This window comes from Candidatus Poriferisodalis sp. (assembly GCF_965198245.1).
Classification (GTDB): Bacteria; Actinomycetota; Acidimicrobiia; order Acidimicrobiales; family Poriferisodalaceae; genus Poriferisodalis.
The window spans coordinates 3,425,630-3,450,493 of record NZ_OZ240249.1 but is presented as its reverse complement, the minus strand read 5'-3'; the positions used below and the strand labels follow the sequence as shown (position 1 = coordinate 3,450,493).

24 protein-coding genes are annotated in these 24,864 nt (G+C 65.3%); 16 read left to right on the top strand and 8 right to left on the bottom strand.

The window, feature by feature from the left end; genetic code table 11:
- Window positions 1-54: 54 nt before the first annotated feature.
- The 13 genes from ACOCMM_RS15400 (at window position 55) to ACOCMM_RS15340 (ending at window position 14,810) form a co-directional block, all read left to right on the top strand.
- A complete protein-coding gene (locus tag ACOCMM_RS15400) occupies window positions 55-2,514 on the top strand; it encodes a hypothetical protein (protein ID WP_419554013.1) in 2,460 nt (819 codons plus the stop codon).
- A 52-nt stretch (window positions 2,515-2,566) separates the two neighbouring features.
- Window positions 2,567-3,274 carry a ribonuclease HII gene (locus ACOCMM_RS15395; protein ID WP_419554012.1) on the top strand — a complete coding sequence of 236 codons (708 nt, stop codon included), beginning with the start codon at window positions 2,567-2,569 and terminating at the stop codon, window positions 3,272-3,274.
- 254 nt (window positions 3,275-3,528) lie between these two features.
- Complete coding sequence (locus ACOCMM_RS15390; protein WP_419554011.1) at window positions 3,529-4,770, top strand: AAA family ATPase; 1,242 nt, start codon at window positions 3,529-3,531, stop codon at window positions 4,768-4,770.
- Between the two features lie 32 nt (window positions 4,771-4,802).
- Window positions 4,803-5,393, top strand: coding sequence for an RloB family protein (locus tag ACOCMM_RS15385; protein ID WP_419554010.1), 591 nt, complete (start codon window positions 4,803-4,805; stop codon window positions 5,391-5,393).
- 39 nt (window positions 5,394-5,432) lie between these two features.
- Window positions 5,433-6,323, top strand: coding sequence for a class I SAM-dependent methyltransferase (locus tag ACOCMM_RS15380; RefSeq protein WP_419554009.1), 891 nt, complete (start codon window positions 5,433-5,435; stop codon window positions 6,321-6,323).
- A 97-nt stretch (window positions 6,324-6,420) separates the two neighbouring features.
- Window positions 6,421-7,623 carry an ROK family transcriptional regulator gene (locus ACOCMM_RS15375; protein WP_419554008.1) on the top strand — a complete coding sequence of 401 codons (1,203 nt, stop codon included), beginning with the start codon at window positions 6,421-6,423 and terminating at the stop codon, window positions 7,621-7,623.
- On the top strand, window positions 7,620-8,864 hold the full coding sequence (locus tag ACOCMM_RS15370; protein WP_419554007.1) for a M20 family metallopeptidase: 1,245 nt from the start codon (window positions 7,620-7,622) through the stop codon (window positions 8,862-8,864). Before ACOCMM_RS15375 ends, ACOCMM_RS15370 begins: the two co-directional genes overlap by 4 nt.
- A gap of 22 nt (window positions 8,865-8,886) precedes the next feature.
- Window positions 8,887-10,164: a substrate-binding domain-containing protein gene (locus ACOCMM_RS15365; protein ID WP_419554006.1), complete on the top strand. Its 1,278-nt coding sequence runs from the start codon at window positions 8,887-8,889 to the stop codon at window positions 10,162-10,164.
- Window positions 10,165-10,309: 145 nt separating this feature from the next.
- Entirely contained in the window at window positions 10,310-11,209 is a 900-nt protein-coding gene (locus ACOCMM_RS15360; protein ID WP_419554005.1) for an ABC transporter permease, read from the top strand.
- A gap of 4 nt (window positions 11,210-11,213) precedes the next feature.
- Entirely contained in the window at window positions 11,214-12,419 is a 1,206-nt protein-coding gene (locus ACOCMM_RS15355) for an alanine racemase (protein ID WP_419554004.1), read from the top strand.
- On the top strand, window positions 12,416-13,186 hold the full coding sequence (locus ACOCMM_RS15350) for an ATP-binding cassette domain-containing protein (protein ID WP_419554003.1): 771 nt from the start codon (window positions 12,416-12,418) through the stop codon (window positions 13,184-13,186). Before ACOCMM_RS15355 ends, ACOCMM_RS15350 begins: the two co-directional genes overlap by 4 nt.
- Window positions 13,183-14,091 (top strand): ROK family protein, encoded by a 909-nt coding sequence (locus tag ACOCMM_RS15345; RefSeq protein WP_419554002.1) that lies wholly within the window; start codon window positions 13,183-13,185, stop codon window positions 14,089-14,091. Before ACOCMM_RS15350 ends, ACOCMM_RS15345 begins: the two co-directional genes overlap by 4 nt.
- On the top strand, window positions 14,088-14,810 hold the full coding sequence (locus tag ACOCMM_RS15340; protein WP_419554001.1) for a glucosamine-6-phosphate deaminase: 723 nt from the start codon (window positions 14,088-14,090) through the stop codon (window positions 14,808-14,810). Before ACOCMM_RS15345 ends, ACOCMM_RS15340 begins: the two co-directional genes overlap by 4 nt.
- Window positions 14,811-14,979: 169 nt before the next feature.
- Here the strand turns inward: ACOCMM_RS15340 and ACOCMM_RS15335 are convergent, their stop codons facing one another.
- The 6 genes from ACOCMM_RS15335 to ACOCMM_RS15310 form a co-directional block, all read right to left on the bottom strand.
- A complete protein-coding gene (locus tag ACOCMM_RS15335) occupies window positions 14,980-16,800 on the bottom strand; it encodes a nitrite/sulfite reductase (protein WP_419554000.1) in 1,821 nt (606 codons plus the stop codon).
- Window positions 16,797-17,618, bottom strand: a complete 822-nt coding sequence (gene cobA, locus ACOCMM_RS15330) for a uroporphyrinogen-III C-methyltransferase (RefSeq protein ID WP_419553999.1) — start codon at window positions 17,616-17,618, stop codon at window positions 16,797-16,799. Before cobA ends, ACOCMM_RS15335 begins: the two co-directional genes overlap by 4 nt.
- Window positions 17,615-18,412: a precorrin-2 dehydrogenase/sirohydrochlorin ferrochelatase family protein gene (locus ACOCMM_RS15325; protein WP_419553998.1), complete on the bottom strand. Its 798-nt coding sequence runs from the start codon at window positions 18,410-18,412 to the stop codon at window positions 17,615-17,617. The genes cobA and ACOCMM_RS15325 overlap by 4 nt, the downstream gene beginning before the upstream one ends.
- A gap of 163 nt (window positions 18,413-18,575) precedes the next feature.
- Entirely contained in the window at window positions 18,576-19,751 is a 1,176-nt protein-coding gene (locus tag ACOCMM_RS15320; RefSeq protein WP_419553997.1) for a trans-sulfuration enzyme family protein, read from the bottom strand.
- Between the two features lie 278 nt (window positions 19,752-20,029).
- Window positions 20,030-20,290, bottom strand: coding sequence for a type II toxin-antitoxin system RelE family toxin (locus ACOCMM_RS15315; protein ID WP_419553996.1), 261 nt, complete (start codon window positions 20,288-20,290; stop codon window positions 20,030-20,032).
- Window positions 20,268-20,489: a ribbon-helix-helix protein, CopG family gene (locus tag ACOCMM_RS15310; RefSeq protein WP_419553995.1), complete on the bottom strand. Its 222-nt coding sequence runs from the start codon at window positions 20,487-20,489 to the stop codon at window positions 20,268-20,270. Before ACOCMM_RS15310 ends, ACOCMM_RS15315 begins: the two co-directional genes overlap by 23 nt.
- A gap of 193 nt (window positions 20,490-20,682) precedes the next feature.
- Here ACOCMM_RS15310 and ACOCMM_RS15305 point away from each other — a divergent pair, with 193 nt between their 5' ends.
- Together ACOCMM_RS15305 and ACOCMM_RS15300 are read left to right on the top strand one after the other, a co-directional pair.
- Window positions 20,683-20,886 (top strand): hypothetical protein, encoded by a 204-nt coding sequence (locus ACOCMM_RS15305; RefSeq protein WP_419553994.1) that lies wholly within the window; start codon window positions 20,683-20,685, stop codon window positions 20,884-20,886.
- Complete coding sequence (locus tag ACOCMM_RS15300; RefSeq protein ID WP_419553993.1) at window positions 20,883-21,314, top strand: type II toxin-antitoxin system death-on-curing family toxin; 432 nt, start codon at window positions 20,883-20,885, stop codon at window positions 21,312-21,314. Before ACOCMM_RS15305 ends, ACOCMM_RS15300 begins: the two co-directional genes overlap by 4 nt.
- Window positions 21,315-21,907: 593 nt before the next feature.
- Here the strand turns inward: ACOCMM_RS15300 and ACOCMM_RS15295 are convergent.
- Together ACOCMM_RS15295 and ACOCMM_RS15290 are read right to left on the bottom strand one after the other, a co-directional pair.
- Window positions 21,908-22,888, bottom strand: coding sequence for a hypothetical protein (locus ACOCMM_RS15295; protein ID WP_419553992.1), 981 nt, complete (start codon window positions 22,886-22,888; stop codon window positions 21,908-21,910).
- A gap of 109 nt (window positions 22,889-22,997) precedes the next feature.
- Window positions 22,998-23,210, bottom strand: coding sequence for an antitoxin HicB (locus ACOCMM_RS15290; RefSeq protein WP_419553991.1), 213 nt, complete (start codon window positions 23,208-23,210; stop codon window positions 22,998-23,000).
- Window positions 23,211-23,373: 163 nt separating this feature from the next.
- On the opposite strand from ACOCMM_RS15290, the gene ACOCMM_RS15285 reads away from it, so the two are divergent.
- The gene (locus ACOCMM_RS15285; protein ID WP_419554899.1) at window positions 23,374-24,789 is read left to right on the top strand and encodes a type I restriction-modification system subunit M; all 1,416 of its coding nucleotides are present in this window, start codon (window positions 23,374-23,376) and stop codon (window positions 24,787-24,789) included.
- The last annotated feature ends 75 nt before the right edge of the window (window positions 24,790-24,864 follow it).

Below are 24,864 nucleotides of genomic sequence, written 5' to 3'. Positions count from 1 at the left end.
GGAGGAATACGAGCCAGCGTTTGCTAGGACAGGGCGGTGCGGATCGGCAGGCGTATGAGCGGCGATGGTTTGCGCCCGTTTGCGCATCTGCTCCGGCGCCGCCGGCCGTCTCTTCCGCCGCACGCCCGGCCCGCGAATCCGACCGAGCCGCCGGAGGGATGGGTTCGGCCGTGGTGGGCCGAACGTCAGCTTGATCCGAACTCGCCGGCCCATGCACCCGAACCGAGTCGTTGCCGCTACTGGAACCGCGACGACCATGTCGAGGCCAGCGTGCTCGCCAACACGCTCGGTCGCTCATGGACGACTATCGGGCTTCCCGAGACGCTCGATCGCGCTGCGATCGATCCCCGCGGGTTGGTGGTGTGGACGAATTGGTCACTTGACTGGTGGGTGCGCGCTGGTGAGGAATGGGTATTGCCGTCGCGGGCCCCGGCGGTGCGACAGCGCTTGGTGGACGGGATGCCAGTTGTCGAGACGGTGCTACGCGTCGGCGGCGGCGATGTCGTTCACCGGGTTGCAGCCGCCAGGGGCGCGGCCATCGTGCCCAGTCATGGAGCGAGCCGCAGTGCTGCTGGCCACAGCGGGCGCGACACAGTGGGCCAGAGTCCCGCAGTGCCCGAAGTGTTTGTCGTCGAGATCACGAACAGCACCTCCGCACCGGTGGCTGTCGCTCTGGCTGCCCGGCCGTACAACTTGGGCGCGTTCGAACATGTCGATGCCGAGATCTGGGAGTGGTCAAACGCCTGGGCGATCGATGAGATCGCCGTCGACGGGCGCGTCATGAGCCTCAATGACACCGGTCGATCAGGGTTCGGACTCACGTCGGTGATCTTTGATCGAGAACCGGGTGATGTCGTGGTCGGCAGCCACGGGACGGACTGTGCAGCCGCGCTGAACGAGTCTCGTGACCGTTCCGCCGCGACAGAACAAGCAAGTTCGATGCCCGTCAGCATCCGCGGCGGCGCGACCCCCGCCGATCCGCCATCGACGTCAGGGCACGAGCGGGAGCCGATCTCGGTGGAGTGTCCGCAGCGGTTGGCCAACGCGGCGGCAATCTTCCCGCTGGTCGCCGGAGCGACGCTGCGAGCGGCAGTTCCCGGCAAAGGCCTGGCTCTCAAGTGGGACGGTGCTGACAGCCCGCAGCTCGGAGCGGACGTGCTCGACGCGGTTCCGTCGCTGGACCGGGTGGCCAACGGTTGGCGGCGGCGCGTTGATGCAAGCTGCCGGCTGGAGTTGCCCAGCGGTCGGCTGGCCGATGCGGTGCTGGCCGCCCGGGCTGCTCAGCTGCTCTCGACCGCCCCATGTGATGACGGCCGCGGCCTTGTCGGGCCGATGCTGTGGCCTTCGATATACACCGACGCGCAGTTCGCCGGCGATGACCTGATGCAGTTGCTGGCACTCGTCGAGTCGGGTACGCCCGAATCTGTGCGGGATCTGCTGATCCGCCAAGCCCAGACGCAGTTCGCATCGGGGCAAACGGCGAGCATGGGATCGTCGGTGACAGGATCGACGCTGGTACTCGCCGAATACTTGCTGTCGCTGCATCCGGACTCAGCATTCGCCGAAGGCATCTCCGAGTTCGCCACGTCGGCGGCGAGGTGGCTGCTGTCAACCGATGCCGAACGTCGGGAGCAGCCTTGGACGATTCGTGAGGGCTTGCGAGCCGGCTTTCGCCTGCTGATGCGTCTGGGTGCCGAGCGAGCGGCTGACGCGCTGGCGCGTTCGGCGAGCGCATTGCGTGACACCCTGCGTGTCGATGCGGGCGGTCGGCCGGAGGCGTCGGCCTTCTACTTGGACCGTCGGGGGGGCGTGCCGTGGACGGCGCCACGTCGCGGGGCTTCAGAAGCCTCTGTGAGCCAGCGATGGGAGTGGGTATCGCACGACACTGGATTGTGGATCCACGCAGCCGTGCCGTGGGCGCCGCCGTTGCCATTCGTGACGGCCGAGCCTTCAGGGGCCACGCCGTTGGATCTTGTCCTGGACACCGCGGCATCGTGCGGTTACGACATCGTCGCCACGGCGTTGCTGGCCTTTGCGGAAGCCCGACCGGCGCCGGCCCGCGCCTTCCGAAGGCTGGAAGCGCTGGTGTCGGTGGCGTCGCCCACACTGAATTGGCCGACGTTCATGCATCCGCGCCTGCGCACCGGCACCAATGGGACTGGACACGACTTGCAGGCCGGCGGACTGTTCGTGCGCACCCTGTTGCGGCTGCTCGTCGATGTCCCCGACGACGGCAGGCCGAATTCCCGGGGGCGGCCGCAGTTGCGAATTGCTGCGCACTGGCCTGCGGCTTGGCTCGGACAGCCGGTGGAAGTGCACGACGTGCCGACCCGGATCGGCACGGTGTCGTGGGCGGTGCGCTGGCATGGCGAGCGGCCTGCGCTGCTGTGGGACGTGGTGTCCCACGACTCGGGCGGCGAGGCGCCGAGCGTCACTGCCCCAGGCCTGGACCCGGCGTTCACCTCGACGCAGTGGCGGGGCGAGACCCTGCTCGCTCCGATGCCGGCGCCCTAGACGGTGCCGGTGGGTTCTGATCGGAACAGGGTCGGCAACTAGGTTCGATTCCATGACGGCACGGCCGAGCCTCACGTTCGAGCGGCGGTGCTGGGAGGCGGGCGAGGCCACGGTCGTCGGCGTGGACGAGGTGGGTCGCGGAGCCTGGGCCGGTCCGCTGACGGTCGGTGCGCTGGTGGTGTCGCCGCATGGGCGTGTGAACGGCATCCGCGACTCGAAGGAACTCCGTCCCAACGTGCGCGAACAGCTCTTTGAGCGCATCGACGGCTGGGCTCGTGCGTGGTCGGTGGGACACGCCACCGCAGCCGAGTGCGACGAGCTGGGCATGACCGACGCGCTGCGGCTGGCGACACGTCGGGCTCTCGATGTGCTCGGGGCCGAGCCGGATCGTGTCCTGCTCGACGGCAGCTTCAACTTCGTGGACTGGCGTCCGAGCACCGCGCTGGTGGAGGGCGACCGGCGCTGCCTGTCGATCGCGGCGGCGTCAGTGATGGCCAAGGTGGTGAGGGACCGGATCATGTCGGGGCTCGCAGCCGAGTTCCCTCCATACAGGTTCGAGTCGAACAAGGGGTATCCGGCGCCGGTCCACCGTGCGGCACTGGCGACGCATGGCCCGTGCGCCATTCACCGGCTCAGCTGGTCGTTCGCCGATGCGCTGCCCAACGCCGAGCCGGTGCCGAGCGCCACTCACAGCGATACCGAAACGGCGCTGGCGGCGTACTCCAAGGTCTTCGCGGGACCTGACACGACGCTGTTCTGAGCCGCAAGCGCACCCTACGAGCGTGGGTTGACCTGCTGACTCGAACCTGCCGTTCAGCCTGTGTCGAGGCCATGTTCACTGACTCGAATGCAAGATTGTCACAATACTGAGATGAAAAATCGCAGAACATCTGCGATAATTCCTCTGTGAGTTCTGAGGAGACAATAGCTGGCGATTCAGCCCTGCTGTCATTCCGAGCCGAGAATGTTCGGTCGTTCCGCGATGAGCTTCGGCTCTCGCTAGAGGCGACAGCGATGGCCGAGAGGGAATTCGTTCGGCAAATCCCCTGGCGCGACACGGGTGCAACCGTACGTGTCCTGCCGACGGCAGGCGTATTCGGTGCAAATGCTTCCGGCAAGAGCAATGTGCTCGAGGCAATGGACGACATGCGGCACCACATCCTGCACTCGTTCCGCTCTGGCGAACCTGGCGGGAACATGCCGCGTTGGCCGTTCCGCCTGGAAGAGCAATCAGATGTAGAGCCGTCGGCATATGAGGTCGAGTTTGTGCTTGACGGTGTGATGCACGAGTACGGCTTCATCCACAACGATGAGCGCGTCATCGAAGAGTGGGCTTACCATCGTCCGAAGGGTCGCGCAGCGATGCTGTTTCACCGAGAAGGCGACGATGTCAAGTTCGGTTCCGTCGACAAGGCGCGAAGCCGAGCGGCTCAAGATCTACTGAGGCCGAATGCGCTGCTTCTGTCTACGGCGGCTGCTGGCGGACACCCACAACTCACGCCCGTGCGGATGTGGTTCGCACGCAACATGCACTTCGCGCACGCTAGGTCACGTGCGATGCGCCAAGCGTTCACGGCGCAGATGCTCGACGATGACAGGTACCGAAGTGCAGTGTTGGAGTTGTTGTGGGCTGCCGATCTTGGCGTTGTCGACGCCAAGAAGCAAATGCCGGATCCATCTCTGCGGGATCGATTGCAGCGCGCAGTGCGGATCATCGTCGGAGCCGAGGACGAGCCATCTGACGGGGCAGGTCTGGATCTCGACGAACTTGCAACGGTCAGTCTGCTGCATCGTGGTCAAGACGGAAATGTCGAGTTTCAGCCCAACGAAGAGTCGCTCGGCACGCTGGTCTGGTTCGGCATCATCGGACCGGTGCTCCAATCCTTGGAATCGGGTTCCGTGCTGCTGGTAGACGAATTGGACGCCAGCTTGCACCCCGATCTGGTGGAACGCCTTGTCCGCCTGTATCAAGATCCCCAAACCAATCCAGCCCTAGGGCAACTGGTGTTCAACTGCCATGACCCGGCGCTGATGGGCGATGGCACTGAAGATCGTTTGCTGGGCCGCGATCAGATCTGGTTCACCGAGAAGCTGAACGACGGCAGCACCCGGCTGTATCCGTTGACAGACCTCGGGCCGCGCAAGAACGAAGCCGTGACAAAGCGCTACCTCGAGGGCCGATACGGTGCCCGCCCCATCCTCATGGAGGGTGGTTTCTTGGGAGCAGCCGAGTCCGTGACTGCGACTGCCCCTTGAGTCGTCAGCGACCGAAGCGAAGCCGGCGCCGCGTGGAATTGGGACGGGGCGAAGCGAGCCCGAGACAGATACTCGTCTTCACCGAGGGCGAGGCGACCGAGAAGGACTACGTCGAGCATTGGCACGGCAAGAATCGGAAGCACGTTCGGGTGACCGTCGACAAGTTCCATGGCTCACCGAGGCGTCTTGTCGAAGAGGCCATCAAGCGGCGAGCTCAAGACCAATACGAAGAGCGACGAGGTCGCGGGCGCGCCCGCGACGAATACTGGTGTGTGTTCGATCGAGACTCCCATGACGACTTTGACCAAGCGATCGCCACGGCCGCAAGCAATGACATCAGGGTGGCCTACTCGAATCCGTGCATCGAACTGTGGTTCATCCTGCACTTCCGCGATCAGACAGCGTGGATCCACCGGCACGACTCGCAGAAGGAGTCCAAGCGTCTGCTCAAGTGTGAGAAACGCTTGACACGGCAGGCCTTGGAATCGCTTGACGGATCCTTCGACGACGCTAAGCATCGTGCATTGCAGCTCGACGGCCGGCATCAAGGAAACGACTCGCCGCCGCGATCGAATCCGAGCAGCAGTGTCTGGGAGCTGGTCGAGCGCATCTCAATTCGCTGAGCGGCTGTTAGAAGAAGGCAGCCTCAGAAAGGGACCAGCGTGAGCGGCGACCCCAACGCAGATCAGCGTGAGTTCTGGCGCAACGCCGAGGTGTGGTCCGACCAGCAGGAGCGACTCGACATGCAGCTGAGCCACATCGGCTTGGCTGCGATGGGAGTCGCCGACGACCTGCGGGCAGGGGCGCATGTGCTCGATGTGGGCTGCGGCTGCGGCCAGACATCGCTGCAGTGGAGCGAGCGTGTGACTGGATCGGTGCTGGGCGTTGACATCAGCGAGCTGCTCATCGAGGTCGCCCGGCGCAGAGGTGCGGAGCATGCCACTGCGCAACCAGAGGCCGCGCCAATCAGCTTCGCCGTGTCGGACGCGCAGACGGCTGACATTGCCAAGCTGGCGGACCGCACCGCCGCTGACAACGGCAGCTTCGACGGCTTCGACCTGGTGTATTCCCGATTCGGCGTCATGTTCTTCGCCGATCCGGTGGCCGCGTTCGCCAACATGCGGGCAGCGACGCGCCCCGGCGGTCAGCTCTCTTTCGTCTGCTGGCAGCGGGCGCGGAACAACCCGTGGCTGATCTCGATCAACAAGGCAGTGCTCGAGATCGTGGAGTTGCCGCCGAGTGACGGCCCGGCCGTCGATCCGTTCGCCTTCGCCGACCCCGACCATGTGCGGGGCATCCTCGACGCTGCGGGCTGGTCGGAAATTGCCCTCGAGCCGCACGACACCGAGCTCGTCTTCAGCGGGGGAGGCACGCTCTCCGAGACGGTCGACTTCGCCATGGATCTCGGCATTGCTCGCCGGACCCTGAAAGGCCATCCGCCAGAGGTCCACGACCAGGTCCGCGAAGCCGTGACTGCTGTTCTGGCGCCTCGACAAACCCCCGCAGGCGTGGTCTTCCCCGCAGCTACCTGGATCGCCACCGCCCGCAACTGATTCTCGGGCGAACTGTCCCGCCAGAGGGCTGTGGCAGCGCACAAGGCCGAGGTGGCGTCTCGACACCTAGATTTTGTAAGGTAAGATTACTAACAATATGGACGACCGAGCGCATTCGGGGGGTCTGCGGCTGCTGAGCGGGCAGAGAATCGCTGACGCGATGTTCGCAGCACACCCGCGGCAGATGTCTCGCGCCGGCATTGCCCGGACCACCGGACTGTCGAAGCCGACGGTGTCGGCCCTCATGGCTGACATGACGTCGGCGGGATTGGTACGTGTCGCCTCGGAGGGCCAGAGAACCGGATCCATCGGGAGGCCGGCGGCGCTCTACGAACTCGTCCCGACTGCACGACAGGTGCTAGCGGCGGACATCGGCGCCACCAAGATGCTGGTCGGCGTCGGAGACCTCTTCGGGAATCTCATCGTCGAGCGAGAGATGGAGACAGGACCGGATGCCCCGACGGCGTTCGAGCGACTCGGGCGGTCCATCTCGGCGATGCTGGACGCCATCGATGAGCCGTGCAGCGCCGCGTGCATCGGTGTGCCGGGCATCTACCGAACCAGCAGCGACCGCGTTGAGCAGGCACTGAACCTGCCCGGATTCGATGGGTTGGCGCCGCGTGCATGGCTCGCCGAGCAACTCGGAGTTCCCGCCGATCGAGTCCATGTCGACAATGACGTAAACCTCGCGGCGCTCGGGGAGCTCGCCCATCTGGACGATGATCAGCCGGGCGGCGACTTCGCTGCGATCTCGATCGGCACCGGCATCGGCGGTGCGATCGTGGTCGACGGGGAGCTGTATCGAGGCGGTACCGAGTCCGCAGGCGAGCTGGGCTCTGTGCTGCTGGCGCACCCAGAACCTGGTGAACCTCCGATCACGCTCGAAGATGTGGCCTCAGCGCCGTCCATTCGCAAGCTCTTCGGCCGAGCAATCGAGGAAGGCTACGACAGCGGGCTGGCTCCCAGCTCTGATGTTCCTGACATCCTTGCCGCGGCTGAGGCGAATGACGCCGCCGCACGCCACGTCCTGCACAAAGTTGCGGAGTCGATGGCGCTTGCCGTGTCGCACCTCTGCCTGATCGCGGATCCGGCCCGGGTCGTGTTCGGCGGCGGAGTCGGCGTCAATCCTGTCTTCGTCGATGCCGTGCGGGAACGGCTCGAAGGCCTCGTGGGGGCACCCCCCGAGCTGGCTGCGTCAAGTTTGGGACGTCGGGCCGCTCTCGCAGGAGCCGTGTCGATGAGTCTGCGGATCGTGCACGAGACCCTCGTGCCAGAAGTCTTGGGAGACCAGCGTAGATGAGCAGCGCAGCCGCGCTCGTCGCGGACGCGGTGGACGCTGACGCGGTCGTAGAGCTGCTGCGGCAAGCCGTCTGCATCCCGAGTGTCACGCCCAATGAGTCCGACGTCGCCCGCTGGGCGCTGGGCTGTCTCAACGAATCGGGAGCATTCCACGCAGCAGAGTTGATCGAATGCGAGCCGGGCCGGCCGAATGTGTACGGCAGCGCCGGGGGAGACAGCGGCCGATCACTGCTGCTCGCTGGTCATCTTGACACGGTCGCCGTTGAGGACTGGGAGCGGCACTGGGCTGGGACCGAACGCGCAAACCCATTCCAGCCGTGCGTCATCGACGGCGAAATCTGGGGACGAGGTGCCGCCGACCAGAAGGCGGGCATCTGCATCATCCTCGAGGCGCTCCGGGCATTCAGCAGGGTCGGGCTGCGTCCGGCCGGCGCAGTCTCGGTGTGGTTCGTCTGCGACGAGGAATCCGGACAGCCGGGATCCGGCGTGTCGCTCGGAATGCGCACGGCGGCGAGCGACAGTTCACGAGGCGTCGCCGACTTCGCCATCTATACCGAGCCGACGACATCGGCCATCTACACCGCGCAGATGGGATTCCTCATCGCCGACATCGTCTGCATTGGCAAGTCTGCGTACTTCGGACGACCCGAACTCGGTGTGGATGCGCTCAAGGCCGGCCACAGCTTGCTCAGCCGCTTGTGGGAGCTTTCCGACGAGCTGCGAGCAACGGTGCCGGCCCATGAGTTGCTCGGCGAAGCCTTCCTGCTGGTTACGTCGGTTTCTTCGGGTGGCAACATCGCCGTGCCGGGGCGTTTCGAGGCGTCGCTGATTCGAAAGATCAATCCGGGCGAGAGTCTCGACGCGGCCGCTGAGCAGATTCGCAGCGTTGTGACGGACGTAGCGGCAGAGCATTCCGTGGAATGCAGCGTGGACTTCAGCGCTCCCCGGGATCACGTCGTCGGCGGCACACCCGACGAAGTCTCCGCCGACCATCCGGGAGTGGCCGCTCTCGCCGCATCGATCACCTCGGTAACCGGCGAGCAGGCCCGTATCGAGGGCGCTCCCTACTGGTCGGAAAAGCCATTCCTGCGGGACCTGGGCATTCCTGGCGTCTATTTCGCTCCCGGAGACATCTCGCACTGCCACACACCGTTCGAGCGGGTCGCCATCGACGAGTTGGTGACCGCAACCCGCACGCTCGCGCACTTCATTGCCGAGTGGTGCGGTGTCGAGGACTCATAAGCCAGACCCGGAGGAGGGACCCATGAGAACCAAATCAGAAAGACACACGACCAAGTCCCGAGTGCGAGCGCCGAGGCGGCTCTTGCTCTTGTGCTTGCTGGCCGTGTTCGCCTTGCTCGCTGCTTCGTGCACCGGCGACACCGACGGCGATGCAGACAGCGGCGCCGCGCCGGCGACCACCGCCCCTGCCGCCGCCGACGACATGGCCGATGACGACATGGCCGATGACGACATGGCCGATGACGACATGGCCGATGACGACATGGCCGATGACGACATGGCTGATGACGCGGCCACCGCACCGGTCACCCAAGGCCCTGGTGGCGAGGAAGCGGTCGCGTCGAGCGAGATCACGCTCAGCGATGACGAGATTGCGCAGGTGCAGGCAGGTGGCTACACGGCCGCTCTGCTCTGGCACACAGCGGGCGCGTTCACCGATGCAGTGAGCCAAGGCGCTCGTGATGCCTTCGCAGAACTGGGGATCGAGGTGATCGCCGAGACCAATGCCTCGTTCGACGCGGCTCAGCAGGCGAACGATGTCGAGACGGTCATGGCGCAGAATCCCGACATCATCATCAGCTTGGCCATCGGACCCGACGCCGGTGCGGAAGCATTCCGTCCTGCAACCGAAGCCGGTGTGCAGTTGGTGTTCCTCTCGAACGTCCCGCAGGGGTACGTCCACGGCGAGGACTACGTCGGCATCGTGACCGATGACCTCGCGGCGATGGGCATCACCGCAGCCAACCTGCTCGGCGAGGCCCTCGGTGGCGAAGGCGAAGTGGGATTCATCTTCCACGACGCTGCCTACTACGTCACCAACCAGCGTGATCAGGCATTCAAGTCATGGATCGAGATCAACTATCCAGGCATCGAGATCGTCGCCGAGCAGGGACTCGCTGATCCGGCCGCTGCGGAGGAGATCGCAGCGGCGCTGCTCACGCGCCACCCTGATCTCGACGGCATCTATGCGCCCTGGTCCGCCGGCCCTGCCGACGGAGTGCTGGCGGCACTTCGCGCTGCGGGAGCATCTGATGTTGCCGTAGTGACGATGGATCTGGACACCAACGTGTCGCTCGATCTCGTCGAGGGTGGCAACATCGTCGGCATCGCTGCCGATGAGGCCTACAACCTCGGCCGCACGATGGCATTCGAGGGCGCCTACGGCCTGTTGGGCAAGGCAGCTCCCGCATTTGTCGTGGTGCCCGCCATCGGGGTGACGGCCGACAACATCGTCGACGCCTATCGTCAGTCCTTGGCCGCGGAACCCCCGCCAGAGGTTCTGGAGGCTCTCGGCAACTGATGCAGACTCGTCCTTTCGGGGGCGAGCTGAGGAACCCATCGTGACGCAGGACTTCGGCGCCCCGGGCCAGTCAAACCCTCCCAGGGGTCTTGGGCGGCTCTTGTCCAATCGACAGGACTCAGGATCTCGCGGATACGTCGTTTACGTGGCGCCGGCGCTCATCTTCGGAGTCTTCGCGGTGACCTTGTACGACGATGGGTTCCTCAGCGCGTCCAACTTGCTCAATATCGGCCGGCAGGCAGCACCGATAGCCGTCATGGCAGTAGGGATGGCGTTCGCCCTCGCTGCCGCCGAAATCGATCTGTCCGTCGGCTCGATTGCGGCGCTGTCGTCGTTGGTGGCCGCAGAAGCGGTCGGCGGGTACGGATTCCTTGCCGGAGCGCTGGCGGCAGTCGCCGTTGGTGCGGGAATCGGGTTGGTCAACGGTCTGATCACCGTGAAGGTGCGTATTCCGTCGTTTCTCGTCACCTTGGGAATGCTCGGGATTGTCAGCGGCATAGCGCGCAACATGAACAACCTGCAGTCGCTGCCGATACGAAACGACACGTTCTCTGCGGTCTTTGGAGCGGGCTCGCTGGGCCCCGTGTCCTCACTGCTCATCTGGATCGTGGTCGTTGGCCTCATCGGGCATCTGGCGCTTCATCAGCTTCGCTGGGGCCGCCATGTCCTGTCGGTCGGAGCCGACCGTTCTGCCTCAGAAGCGGTGGGCATCAACGTGGACCGCATCCGCATAGCGGCGCTGGTGACCAGCGCTGCCGCGGCTGCATTCGCCGGCGTGCTGCTGGCTGGCCGCCTGGCCATCGGACGGCACGATCTCGGCGAGAACCTGCTGCTGACGGTGATAGCCGCCGTGGTCATCGGCGGGACCAACCTGTTCGGCGGGCGTGCATCGGTCGTCGGGGCGATCATGGGCTCGGTCATCATGGCCATGCTCAACAACGGCTTGATCCTGATGGGGCTGCGAGTTGCCGATCAGCTGATCGCAAGGGGCGCCATCATCATCCTGGCGGTCGCGCTGAGCATGCGCGAGCAGCGGGAGCGCTGAGGAGATGTTCCTTCGATCCCTGCTCGACCGCAATCCCGGGTTCCTTCAAGCCGCTGTCGAATTGCACCAGGCGGGGAAGATCCCGGCGAACAGCTATGTGCTGGACCTCGACGCCATCGAGGCAAACACAAGTGTGCTGTGCACGCGAGCCCGGACACTCGACCTCACCGTGTACGCGATGACCAAGCAGATCGGCAGGGCCGCCGGCGCGATGGCAGCCATGGCGGCCGGCGGCGTGGACGGATTTGTTGCGGTCGACATGGCGTGTGCCCGTCCCATCACTCGCAATGGCCACCGACTCGGTCACCTTGGACACCTCGTTCAGGTTCCTCGCGCCGAAGCTGGCGAGGCAGCCGCGATGGCACCCGACTACTGGACGGTCTTCTCTGCGAACAAGGCGACGGAGGCCGCGGCAGCAGCACGAGCCAACGGTCGAATTCAGCGCCTCCTGCTGCGGGTCTTCGATCCGGGTGACACGTTCTATGCCGGTCACGAAGGAGGTGTGCCGCTCCGCGACCTCGGTTCGGCGGTCGACGTCATCGCAGCGCTCGATGGGGCCGAGTTCGCCGGACTCACGACCTTTCCGGCCATGCTCTTCGATGAGCGACGGGGCAGCCTCGCTGCCACCCGAAACGTCGAGACGCTGGCACGGGCAGCAGACCTCGTCCGACGGCACTCGGCTTGCCCTGCCCAGCTCGAGATGAACCTGCCGGGGACCACCTCCACCGAAGTCCTCGGGCTGCTCGCCGAGTCCGGGGCCACCCAAGTCGAGCCCGGCCACGGACTCACCGGCACCACGCCGCTGCACGCCGTTCGGGATCTGCCTGAGCAGCCAGGGGTCTTGTACCTCAGCGAGGTGGCCCACATTCACCAAGGTGTGCCGCTCTGTTTCGGGGGCGGTCTCTACGTCGATCCGGTGTTCGGCGAGTATCAGGTCCATGCAGTCGTGGCTCACGACGCTGCAGAGATTTCGACATCACCCGTGCCCGTGGACATGCCCGATCCGGCAGCGATCGACTACTACGCCAGCTTGCACCCCGACTCTGGCCACACCGTGACGGAAGGCGCGACGGTCATCTTCGGCTTCAGGATCCAGGCGTTCGTGACCAGGGCGCTGGTCACTGGGCTGTCGGGAGTGTCGCAAGGCCAGCCTCGGGTGGTCGGAGTGTGGAACGGCTTCGGGGATCGGGTCGAAGTGAGCTCGACATGACTGCCGCCACAGCCTTGGAAGCCACGGGCATCTGCAAGTCGTTTCGTGCTGTGCGGGCGCTCGACGATGTCACGCTGAGCTTGCGCTACGGCGAGGTGACCGCGTTGCTCGGCGACAACGGAGCCGGCAAGTCCACATTGGTGAAGTGCATCGCTGGGGTGTACCGGCCTGACGCCGGAAGTGTCTTCGTCAATGGACACAGGCGCGAGATCGGATCACCGGAAGGGGCCCGATCGCTGGGCATCGAGACGGTGCATCAGACGCTGGCGGTGATCGACCCGCTCGATGTCGTGGAGAACCTGTTCCTCAACCGCGAGCACACGCGTGGGGGACGTTTGGGGTCATGGCTCGGAGTGCTCGACAAGAAGCGCATGCGCGCCGAGGCCGGGGAGATTCTGGGTCGCCTCGACATCCGACTCCCTTCGCTGCGGCGACCGATGAGCGCGCTGTCGGGCGGCCAGCGCCAAGCAGTCGCGATCGGCAGGGCTGCCGCATGGGGACAGCAGATCGTGCTGCTCGACGAGCCCGCCGCTGCGTTGGGTGTCGAGCAGGCTGCACGCGTCCTGGACCTCATTCGGGGATTGCGCAGCGCCGGCGTGGCCGTCCTGCTCATCACCCACAACATGGACAGGGTCATGGCAGTGTGCGACCGGGTGGTGGTGCTGCGTCAGGGGCGCACAGCTGCGGAGGTCGATGTCAGCGCGGTGACCAAGGACGACCTTGTTGCATACATCACCGGTTCCCGCCACGACGGTCCGGGGCCATGACCGACGACCTGGGCGTCCGAGGAGAATCGAGGGTTGGAGATGCGAGCGACTTCGGATCTTCGCGAACCTTCGCCGGCAACAGCTCGCTGCAGATCGGCATCGATGTTGGCGGAACGAGCATCAAGGGAGCTGTCGTGGATGTCGCCGCGGGGGAGCTGTCAGGGCCCGTCCTGACCGAAGCCACGCCTCCCACGGCGACACCGCATGACGTGATGGCGGCAATCGGTCGAATCACGTCGGCGGTCGGATGGTCGGGGCCAGTCGGTGTTGCGCTGCCGGGTGTAGTCGACGGTCTGTCGTTGCGACATGCGCCGAACCTTGGTGGTTCCTGGGAGGACGCCGACGCACTGTCTTGCTTGCGTGCGGCGTCTGGGGCCAACGCGGTGCTGATCAATGACGCCGACGCAGCCGGCCTCGCAGAACTGAGATACGGCGAGGCCACGCTGAGGGCGACCGGGCTCGCCATCGTGCTGACCTTCGGGACCGGCGTCGGCAGCGCGCTGCTGCACAACGGCAGTCTCATCCCGAACTCCGAGTTGGGCGGCCTGATCGTCGGCGGGGCTTGTTTCGAAGAGGTGGCCTCTGGGCGTGCGATATCCACCGACGGGCTCACACCAAGTCAGTGGGCGGAACGGGCACAGCCGTTCTTCGAGATGATCGAAACGATGCTGCACCCGTCTTGCTGGGTCGTCGGAGGTGGGCTCAGCAATGAATTCGACCGGTTCGTCTCGGAGCTTGACCTCTCGAAGCCGATCACGGTCGCACACCGAGGAATGCATGCCGGCATCGTCGGTGCCGCAGTCGCCGCCATGGTCGGCATCGAAGCCGAGGGCGCACTCGGGATCGTCGAGGGGCTCCGCGGCGATGGCAATGGCGATGGCGCCAACATGCCGATCACGCAATGAGGATCATCGTCGCTGAGGATCGAGCGGCGGCGTCAGAATGCGCAGCGGACGTTGTTGAACGTTTTGTGCGCGATCAGCAACGAGCACGCCTTGGGGTTGCGACCGGGCGCACGACCGAGTCGCTGTATGGCGAGCTGGCTCGACGCCATCGACGCGAGGGTCTCAGCTTCGCTGGTGTGGACGTGTACCTGCTTGATGAGTACGTGGGCCTCGATCCTGGCGATCCGCGCCGATTCTGCAGCGTCGTGCAGCGGGAGCTGGCGCAGCAGGTCGACCTACGCCGTGGTGCAGTTCACTGCCTCGATCCTGACGCGCCCGATCTCGCACGCGAGTGCTGTCGCTACGAGCACGTGGTCCGGAGCGCTCCTATCGGCCTGCAGATTCTCGGCATCGGGTCGAACGGGCACCTGGCCTTCAACGAACCCGGTTCTGCTCTTGACAGCATCACTCGCATCGTCACCCTCAGCGAGCAGACCCGTTCGGACAATGCGGCGTTCTTCACCGACAGCGGTTTCGTTCCTGAGCGGGCCATTACGCAGGGGATCTCCACCATCCTTGCGGCGGCTGAGCTGTTGCTGCTCGCCTGCGGCGAACGCAAAGCCGCAGCTGTCGCGAGTGCGGTGCACGGCCCGCCGTGCGGGACCGTCCCCGCCTCGGCTCTGCAGCTCCATGCGAGCGCGACGATCGTCCTTGACCCGGACGCCGCATCGCTGCTCTAGTGGTCGCTCGCCGATCCGATCCTCAACGGCGGGGAACCGATTGGGTCCGAGTTGGAGATACCCGGTGCCGCTGTCGAGATGTTGTTCGACGTGCTGGCGCATAAGGCAATCGGCGACTCCGCCCATCCCGACACCACGCTCTTGTGAGCACCGCGCCTGTATCACTCGCTCAGAGGCACTCGGACTCGCCGACGGCAACCGCGAAGGGACTCGTCTCGTTGTAGTCGGCGAAGTGCTCCTCGGTGTCGAAGCGATCGAGGTCTCGCAGGCTGCGCGCCACCGCTGATGCGCCGCCCGCTCGCTCGAGCCAGGTTGCAAACGTCTCGCCTGCATCCCGCTCCCCGACGTAGCGCTCGACGATTCGCACGACCGCCTGCGGCGCATTCTTGGCGGGCAGTCGCAGCGCCCGGGACCCGAACTTGATCTGCTCTTGGCCGACATGACCACCGAGCAGCAACTGGTATCCCGGTGCCGATTTGGACTCGACGCGCCGCTCGATGCCGAAGAAGCCGATGTCGGCCACATGATGCTGACCGCAGCTGTTCATGCAGCCCGAGATGTTGATGCGAAGCCCTGGCACTTCGGCCAGTCCGGCTTCTTCGACCGCATCGGTGATCGCTTCTGCCAGCCCTCTCGACTGGGTCACTGCCAGATTGCAGGTGTCGGCACCCGGGCATGCCACCACGTCGCGCAGCAGCTCGGCGCCGGCGGAGGCCATGGCGATCTCAGCGAGCCGGCGGTAGAGGTCTCCCAGTTGATGCTCTTGCAGGTCTCGGAAGACGAGATTCTGACGATTCGTCAGCCGCACGCTTGCCCCCAGGGCGCGCTGGGCGTCTGCGAGGGCGCGGAATTGTGCCGTGGTGATGTCGCCGAGGGGGGCATGTGCATAGGCAGACACGGTGCCGTTGGCGGTGCCGCGCACCACGTTGACCCGCTCCCAGTCGGCGTATGCGCTCGCCCCGTCAACCGGGCGGCGGGCAGCAATGGTCACAGGGACCGATGCAGCGCCGTGGCCCACGAGGCTGACACCGTCCGATGCCTGCCCCGCGGGCTCGTCGCCGTCGAGCACCACGGCATCGGGAAGCCCGCCGGGCCAGCTCGTCGACGCAATCAGTGTTCGGCGGATGCTGAGCACCCGACGCCGGACCTCGTCGATCCCTAGCGTGTCCACGAGCCACTTCATGCGGGCGCGGAGCCTGTTGTCGCGGTTGCCTGCTTGGTCGAAGACCCGCAGAATCGCTTCGATCGTCGGCAGCAGGTCTTCGCGTGGAGTGAAGTCCTCCAATGCCAGCGCGGCATGGGGGTTGGCCCCAAGGCCTCCAGCCACATACACCCGAAAGCCGGCTTGGGGCTTGCCGTGTTCGTTCATGTCGACGGCCGCTACAACACCGACATCGTTGAACATGGCCTGGCCGCAATCGGTGTCGCAGCCCGAGAAGTTGATCTTGAACTTCCGGGGAAGCCGCTGGGCGATGGGGTTGCGCACGAAGTGCTCGTATGCGGCCTCGGCCCACGGCGAGATGTCCAGAATCTCATACGGGCACGCACCGGCCAGATGGCAGCCCCCGATGTTGCGCACCGTATCTCCGCATGCCTCCCGCGTCGTGAGGCCCACACTCGCCAGCAGCCGCAGCACTTCGCCGATCTGGTCGAGTTGCACGTAGTGCATCTGCAAGTTCTGACGTGTGGTGATGTGCGCCCAGCCCCGGCTGTAGTGCTCGGCGAGGTAGCCGAGCATCTCGAGCTGCTCGGGCCGGATCGACCCGTACGGCACCTTTATGCGCACCATCTGGTTGCGTCCGCCTTGGCGCTGGCCGTAGACGCCGTTGGTCAGTCGATACGTCTTGTACACGTCCTCGTCGAGGTGACCGTCGAAGTACTGCTGGGTGATCGACTCCCATTTGACGATGTCGCCCAAGAACGGCTCGGCGAGCTCGGTGTCGCGTGGTATGGGCCGCCCGAGAGCAGCTGGTCGGTCGAGAATTGTCATGCTGTGCCTCCAAGGGCGCCGTGATGAGCAGTGCTGTGGTGAGCAGTGCCGTGGTGGATGGTGCTGTAGTGAGCAGTGCCGTGGTGGGTGGTGAGATGGTCGCCTTGCCACACCGGCAACCCTTCAAAACCCGCGACATCGCCGATCACGATGGTTGCCGGGGCGGGAACTCGGACCTGTGCGAGCCGGGCAAGGGTGGTGCGCTCCACCTGTTGACATGCGGTTGTGGCTGAGCCGATCACCGCGACCGGCTCATCGGGCGACCGGCCGCCTGCGATCAGCGCCGTGGCGATGTGAGGCGCCAAGCGCACCCCCATGAGCACCACCAGCGTGTGATCGAGCTGGGCGAGGGCGAGCCAGTCCACGCCCGCCGCGTCGTGGGCGCTGGCAGCGGTCACTACGGTGAAGCCATTCGATCGGCCTCGATGGGTCAGAGGGATGCCGGCGGCCGCGGCAGCAGCAGTGGCGCTCGACAGGCCGGGCACTACTTCGGTGCGATGACCGGCGTCGCGCAACGCGATGGCCTCCTCACCGCCTCGGCCGAACACATAAGGGTCGCCGCCCTTGAGCCGGACAACGACCTCGTAGAGAGCTGCGTAGTGGAGCAGCAGGGCGTTGAGGTCAGCCTGGGCGCGACGCGGATCGCCCGGTCGCTTGCCGACATCGACCAGCGGTGTTCCCGACGGAATGAGATCGAGCACGCCCGATCCGACGAGCCGGTCATGGATCACCACATCGGCCCGTCCCAGCAGTCGCGCTGCCCGCATCGTCAGCAAGTCCGGGTCGCCAGGTCCTGCGCCGACCAGATACACCGTCATCGAAGCGTCACCGCTTGCGTCCGCTCCGTGTCGTCGGCGGCTGCGTCGTTGTCGGTGTCAGCGTCGTCGTCGGCGACTGCGTCAAGGCCGAGGGCGGCGCGCAGCCGCCGACGTGCCCACGCGCCCCGGCCCGCCCTGACGGCGTCGAGGAGGCCGTCGTCGAGGGCTTCCCGCCAGCCCGGATGCTCCGAAGTCCCCGTGGCTGCGCGCAGTTCAGCCCGTGCAGCGCTCAAGAGCCGAACGAGTTCGGTTGCGCCGTCGTCGAGTTCGCGCTGGAAGCGGCTGCGCAGCCACGACGCCAGCGCCGGAGAGATGCCTTGCGTGCTGACCGAGACAGACAGAGCGCCTCGTCGCGCTACAGCCGGCAGGATGAACGAGCAATTGTCGATGTCGTCGGCCGAGTTGACCCAGACGCCGCTCGCTTCGCCGTCCGCGAACACCTGCGCGTCCACCTCGAGTTCGCCCGTGCAGGTGAACGCCAGCCGGTAGCCCGCGACTTCGCCCTGCTGGTAGGGCCGGCGGTGCCATCGCACGTCATCTCGCTCGGCGATTGCGGGCACAGCAGTCGGTGCCACGACGGTGACTGCCGCACCAGTGGGCGCCAAGCGCTCGATCTTGCGTGCGGCCACGACGCCTGCGCCGACCACCAGCACCCGACGGCCGCGAAGGTCGAGGTACACGGGGTACGAGTGCCAGTCGTCACGCGAATGATCGTCACGCGAATGATTGGCGCCGCGTGGGCGGACCTGGGCAGCACATGGGTCGACATCGACGGCGCGAGGCGACGATGCCACCGGAACAGGCTTGAGGTCGGCAAGGGGCGTGGCGGGTGTTGACACGGGTGTTGACATAGGCAGCAGCTATATTACCGACAAATATGATCGAGTTAGTCAGGAATTAGCTGCGGCGGGTCTGGCCAGCCTGATATCGGTCCGAGATTTCACACAGTGGCGATCATTAGCAGGTGTGTGCAGCCTGCAGTGCCGAGCAGATGTCGGCTGTCACGTCGTCGGGATGCTCGAGTCCCATCGACATCCTGATCATCCCCTCGCCGATGCCGATTGCTGCACGCTCAGTGGGTGCAAGCTGGACATGGGTCATCGACGCAGGATGGTTGACGAGCGTCTCGGGGCCGCCCAGCGAAGGCGCCAAGTAGGCCAGATGCAGCGCATCCACGAACGTGCAGGCTGCCTCGTAACCCCCGACGAGCTCGAAGGTGACGCAGCCTCCGCCCGATGCCATCTGTCGGGCCGCGAGTTCGCGCTGAGGATGCCGGTCGAGTCCGGGGTAGAACACCTCGGCGACGGCGCCGTGGGCGCTGAGAATGTTGGCAACCTGCAGAGCATTCGCACACTGGCGCTCGATGCGGACCCCGAGTGTCTTGAGGCCGCGCAGCGCATTCCAGCTGTCGAACGCCGACGCCGAACTGCCCTGCACCACCGCATAGCCCCACAGTTCGTTGACCAGCGTCTTCTCGCCGGCAATCACCCCGAGAGTGGCATCGTTGTGGCCCGACAGTGCTTTGGTGGCCGAGTGGACCACGAGGTCCACTCCGTAGTCCAACGGACGCTGGATGAGCGGCGTGGCCATCGTCGAGTCGACCACGGTGATCGGGCCGGCGATGGCGCCCAACGCATCGAGATCGGCCAACCCAAGCGTCGGGTTGCTAGGCGACTCGACGAAGACCAATGTCGTGCGGCCCGGCTCGACGGCGGCCAGCCATGCCTCGGTTTGGTCCACATCCACAAAGGTGACGTCGATCCCGAATCGCGGGCATACCTGGTTGAAGAGCTGCAACGTGCCAGAGAACAGTTGACGCTGGGTGACGACATGGCTGCCTTGCGAGCACATCCCGAGAACGACCGTCGAGATGGCGCCCATTCCGCTGGAGCTGCAGATGGCTGCCTCGGCACCCTCCAGTTCGGCCACGGCGTCGGCGAATGCCTGCACCGTGGGATTGCCGTACCTCCCGTAGAAATCGGTGACGCGGGGACGCACGGCTCTGCGCGCGGCATCCGCCGCGTCCGCGGCCTCAAACGCTGTAGATGGCTCGAGTGCAGGTGCCAGTCCGTCGTCGGCGCTCCGGCCGGCCAACAAAGCAGCCGTTTCGGGATGGTGAGCAGGTCGGTTCATCGCTGTCTCCTGATGAACGACAGCCACGTCATGGACAGCCGGAAGGCAAATGGGGACAACTCGATCGCTGATCGGGATCGGCCGCATCTGTGCCAACAGAAGAAGCGCCCGGAGCACCCGCCATATTGCCGGACGCACTGCGCCGCGACCCGCCGCTACAGATGTCGGCAGTCAAGCTACAAGATGCGCGACAGCACCGACGCCACAGACCGGCAGCGCGACAAGACCGCCGCGGCCAATGAGGCAGGCGTCGTCTGGGTGAGCGACGAAGCTGACGCCTACCTGCGGCGGTACACCTCTCGTCGGTGGGCGACACGCACGACGAGCACAACGAGTTCTGCGTCGAGCAACTCGTACACCACCCGGTGGTCGCCGACTCGAATCCGGCGCAAACCCCGCAGACCGCCCTTGAGATGGCTGCCGATGAGCGGCTGGGCGGCGAGCTGGTCGATTGCGGCGATAATGCGCTGGCGCTGGGGGCGGGGAATGCGGGCGAGTTCCCGCTCGGCGCTGCGCTTAATCTGAATCGAGTAGCGCACGTTTGGCTTGGTCCCAATCGATCACCGGATCAGACGGGTCGCGCAGGCGCTGCAATGCGATGTCGAGATCGTCGAAGTCTTCCAAGTAGCGCTCCAGCGCGTGCCGGACGATCTCGGCACGGCTGCGTTTGAGCTGAGCTGCGGCAGAATCCAACGCCGCTACGAGCTCGTCGGGCACTCGGGCGGTGATCTGGCTCATGTCCCTCTCCCACACAGCGATGCCGTTCGCACACTCTATGCAGTCATTGACTTCATTTGACACTCAAGTGAAGTCGCGACGCGCGGTGTATGACTGTTGCCCGCACCGATGTGGTATCGAGATCCCACGCCGCCGCTGCTCGCTCACACGGCCATCGACGGCGTATCGGTATCTGATTGATACCATTCAACGCATGGCGATGACGCTGAGGCTGACCGACGACGAGCAGGAAGCCCTGCGGCGGCGAGCCGCGCTCGACGGCACCTCGATGCAGGAGGCCGCCCGACGGGCTGTGCGTGAGTACGTCGCCAAGGCAGAGCATCGCGATCGCGTCGCAGTGGCGGCTGATTCGATCATGGACCGTCATGCAGACGCGCTTCGGCGTCTCGGCGAGTGAACGCAGACGTCGAATACCTCTCCACTGAGGATCTCTTGGAGCTGGCTCGCCGGCTGCTGGGCGATTCAGTGCCAGTGCGCGACATCGGGTTGCTAGGAGCGGCAGCGGCACGGCCCCAGGCCTCGGCGTTCGGCGAAGATGCCTACCCCGACATCTGGACCAAGGCCGCAGCGTTGCTGCACTCGGTGGTCAACAACCACCCGCTCGTCGACGGCAACAAACGACTCGGCTGGCTCGCGACGGCAGTGTTCCTAGAACTCAACGACGCCAGCGTGAGCACGGCTTCGAACGAAACGGTCTACGACCTCGTCATGACCGTCGCCTCGACCGACCACACCGTCGAAGACATTGCAGACGCACTCCGCCGCATGAACGAAGCTGATCAGTTGACCGCCGAAGCCCAACGCCTGGGGCTCTACGACTGCTGACTGCCTTGGGCTGAAGCCGTCGAACCGTAAGACCGCTCGAGGTTGAGCCACAATTCGGACGATGTGCCGAGCGCTGCAGAGAGTGCGTGCGCTAGGTCTGGCGTGACCGCAATCTTCGCCTCGAGAATCGACGAAACCACGTTCGTTGGCCTGCCCATCAACCCGGCGAGGTGTGAAACCGTCCAGCCACGTTCCAAGAGTTCGTCTCTCAGGTGCTCACCGGGCGAAAACGTCTCTGCGGGGACGAGATCCAAGTTCATGCTGGCATCCCTTACAACCTCTGCCAACCGACCGAACCGAATTGGGTCACGCTGACTCAGGAACATAGGTCTTGGCAGGCTGAAGTGAACTATCGAAGTTCGGGCCAAGGCGTGAGCGCTCAGGGGATGTCGCGATCTGTGCTCGGCGACATTCCGCGGGTCGAGAGCATCACCGCCAACTATGGCTTCATACCAGAGTCGTTTTTATTGTTGCGCCGTCGGGCCGGTGAGCGCAGGCGAGACACAAAGAGCTGAATCCCTACCAGCAGGGACGCAGCTCACATCGCGGCCGAGACGAGCTGCACGGCAAGGGCCCCGTCGGTCGCTGGGGCGTCAGTTGCAGGAACCGTCGTTGCCAATGTCGCGGTGGCTGTAGCACAGGGGTGTGGCCGCAACGCTTCGCAGCGTGTATGGGCCTGCATCGGTATTGATGTCGCCGTCGCTGAGGGCGGCCATCCAGTCTCCGGCGGTCTCAGCGGTGATCCACAAGCGATAGCCGCGTACTGCGTCGTCGGGTTGGCCGACCACATCGACAGTGAGTTCGGCCAAGGCTTCGAACGCAGTCGTCGCGGACGTGAATCTGATGCGTGACGGTGGTTCGTCGGAGGCGAATTCGGCGGCGACCTGGGTGGCGAGTTCGGTCATGGTCGGTGCCGATGGGGTGGGGCCGATGGCACCCAAGACTTGTGCGGTCATATCGAGCCGGGTGTCGGGCGACAGCGGGGCGAGGTAGTTGCTGCTGGCCCATCCGGTGATCGGGCCGGCTTGTATCTCGTGCCAAGTGCTGGTGGGCAGGTCGCGTGTGCGGCCTGTGGCTGTCACACCTACGACGTCCAGTGTCGCAATTGTCTCGGTGGCTTCGGGACTTCCGACCAGGATCGACTGCTCACCACTGGCCGAGTTTGCGATGCGCAGCGTGAGCGTGGCGACGACATTGCCGTTGGGCACGTCGCGGACGTTGAGGAAATCGTCATGGCTGACGCCCACAACGCCGAGCTGCGTGCCCCCTGCTGGTCCGACTGCCGACGGCGTGCCGGGAAGCGGTGCGGTCGTGGGCGGTGTCGTGGCAGCCGTCACGGGCGGTTCGGCAGCAGCGGGCACCGTGACGGGTGCGATTTCGTCCGGCACGTTCGCAGCCGGGAGGGCGGCCGTCGTGCTTGGTGCCTCGACGTCAACAGAAGCGGTTGTCGGCGGGGCGACCTCGGTGGCCGGCGAAGTCACCTGATCGTCGGTGGCACCCAATGCGACGAACAGCGACAGTACCGATAGCACCAGCGCTGTGAACGCCATCGCTGCGACGAATCTGGTTGTCATAGCTGCGGCCATCCCTCCAACGCGGTCATGAGACCCCCGGTATACCGCGGCTCGGCCTCGCCGTGGTGACGGGGACTCCTGTGGGCGGGCGGATGCTGATGTGTGCCGTTCAGCCTTCGGCAGGCGGCGGCACGCTTCCTTCTGCCTTCAGCAGACCCACGGCCTCGGCGACGACCGCTCTGATGCCGGCTTCAGCCGCATCGCGTTCGGGTTCCAGCCAGCTCATGAGAGGGAAGGCGTCACACAGGCCGACCCATTCCTGATCTTCCTCGGACCATTCGGTCCGGAAGCGGTACTCATGCTGGAACTCAAGAGTGGCCATTGTGATTTCCTAGCTCATCGATGGCTCGCAGCACCTGGCGGACCTGGTATGGCTTTGCGCTTGAACCGCGAGGCTGCAACACCAGCCAACGTGATTCGGACCACCGGACATCATAGAAGCGATGGCATAGCGTGAGCCGGTGCCCGCCCATGACCCGAAGGCGATGGTGCAGAAGCTGTGGGACTTCTGCGACGTACTGCGCGACGACGGACTGTCCTACGGCGACTACCTCGAACAGCTCACGTACTTGCTGTTTCTGAAGATGGCCGATGAGCAGTACGTGATGCTGGGAGGCGACCGCATCGTTCCCGTCGAGCACGATTGGCAGTCGCTGCTGAGCCGGTCGGGTGCGGAGCTCGAAGCCCACTACAGCAATGCCTTGGCCGCACTGGGCACCAGCGAGGACATGATCGGCGTGGTCTTCCACAAGGCCCGCAACCGCATCCAGACGCCCGCCAAGCTGGAACAGCTCATCAAGGAATTCATCGACCAGCACGAGTGGATGAGCTACGACGCCGATCTCAAGGGCGACGCGTACGAGGGCCTGATCGAGAAGACCGCCCAGGAGGGTGCCAGGGGAGCGGGCCAGTACTTCACGCCCCGGGCGCTCATCAGCGCCATCGTCGACGTGATGGGGCCCGAGCCCGACGACCGAATCTGCGACCCCGCGTGCGGCACCGGCGGATTCTTCCTGGGCGCGTATCGGTCGATCGTCGAGCGGTTCCCGCACTTGGAGCCCGACCAGTCCGCTCATCTGCGCTCGGGGGCGTTCACCGGTTGGGAGATCGCCGACCTGCCTGCCCGTCTGTGCGCCATGAACATGCTGTTGCACGGCATCGAGAGCCCCGAATCCGACTCGCCAATCGTCGTGGACGACGCCCTGCGGGACTCTCCCGGCAAGCCCTTCGACCTGGTGCTGACCAACCCGCCGTTCGGCCGTTCATCGTCGGACAGCTACGAGCGGGAGGACTTCTGGGCGACGACCCGCAACAAGCAGCTCAACTTCGTCCAGCACGTCGTGAGCCTGCTGAAGATCGGCGGGGATGCGGCCGTGGTCGTGCCTGACAACGTGCTCTTCGAGGCCGGAGCTGGCGAGACCATCCGTCGCAGGCTGCTGCACGACTGCGAGGTCCACACCCTGCTGCGGCTCCCGACTGGGATCTTCTACGCGCAGGGGGTGAAGGCCAACGTGTTGTTCTTCCGCCGCCGCGAGGGCGCCGAGGACCCGTGGACCCGCGAGCTATGGGTGTACGACCTGCGCACCAACAAGCACTTCACGCTCAAGCAGAATCCGCTCACGAGGGCCGACCTGGACGATTTCGTTGCCTGCTACCGGGCCGACGCTCGCCACAAGCGCGAGGAGTCTGAGCGCTTCAAGCGCTACACCTACGACGAGTTGATCGCCCGAGACAAGGTCAGCCTCGACCTCTTCTGGCTGCGAGACGAGAGCCTCGAAGACACCGACAACCTCCCACCCCCAGCCCTCCTCGCCGCCGAGATCGCTGAAGACCTCGAATCCGCCCTCGCCGAGATCCAAGCTCTGGCCGAATCCCTCGCCGCCGCATCCGAATCCGGTTGAGCCAACCGTCCCTGTTGGCTGTGGTGGATCCGATTGGCGAGGCGGAGCTTGTCGCCGGCGGCAGAACCGTCGTAC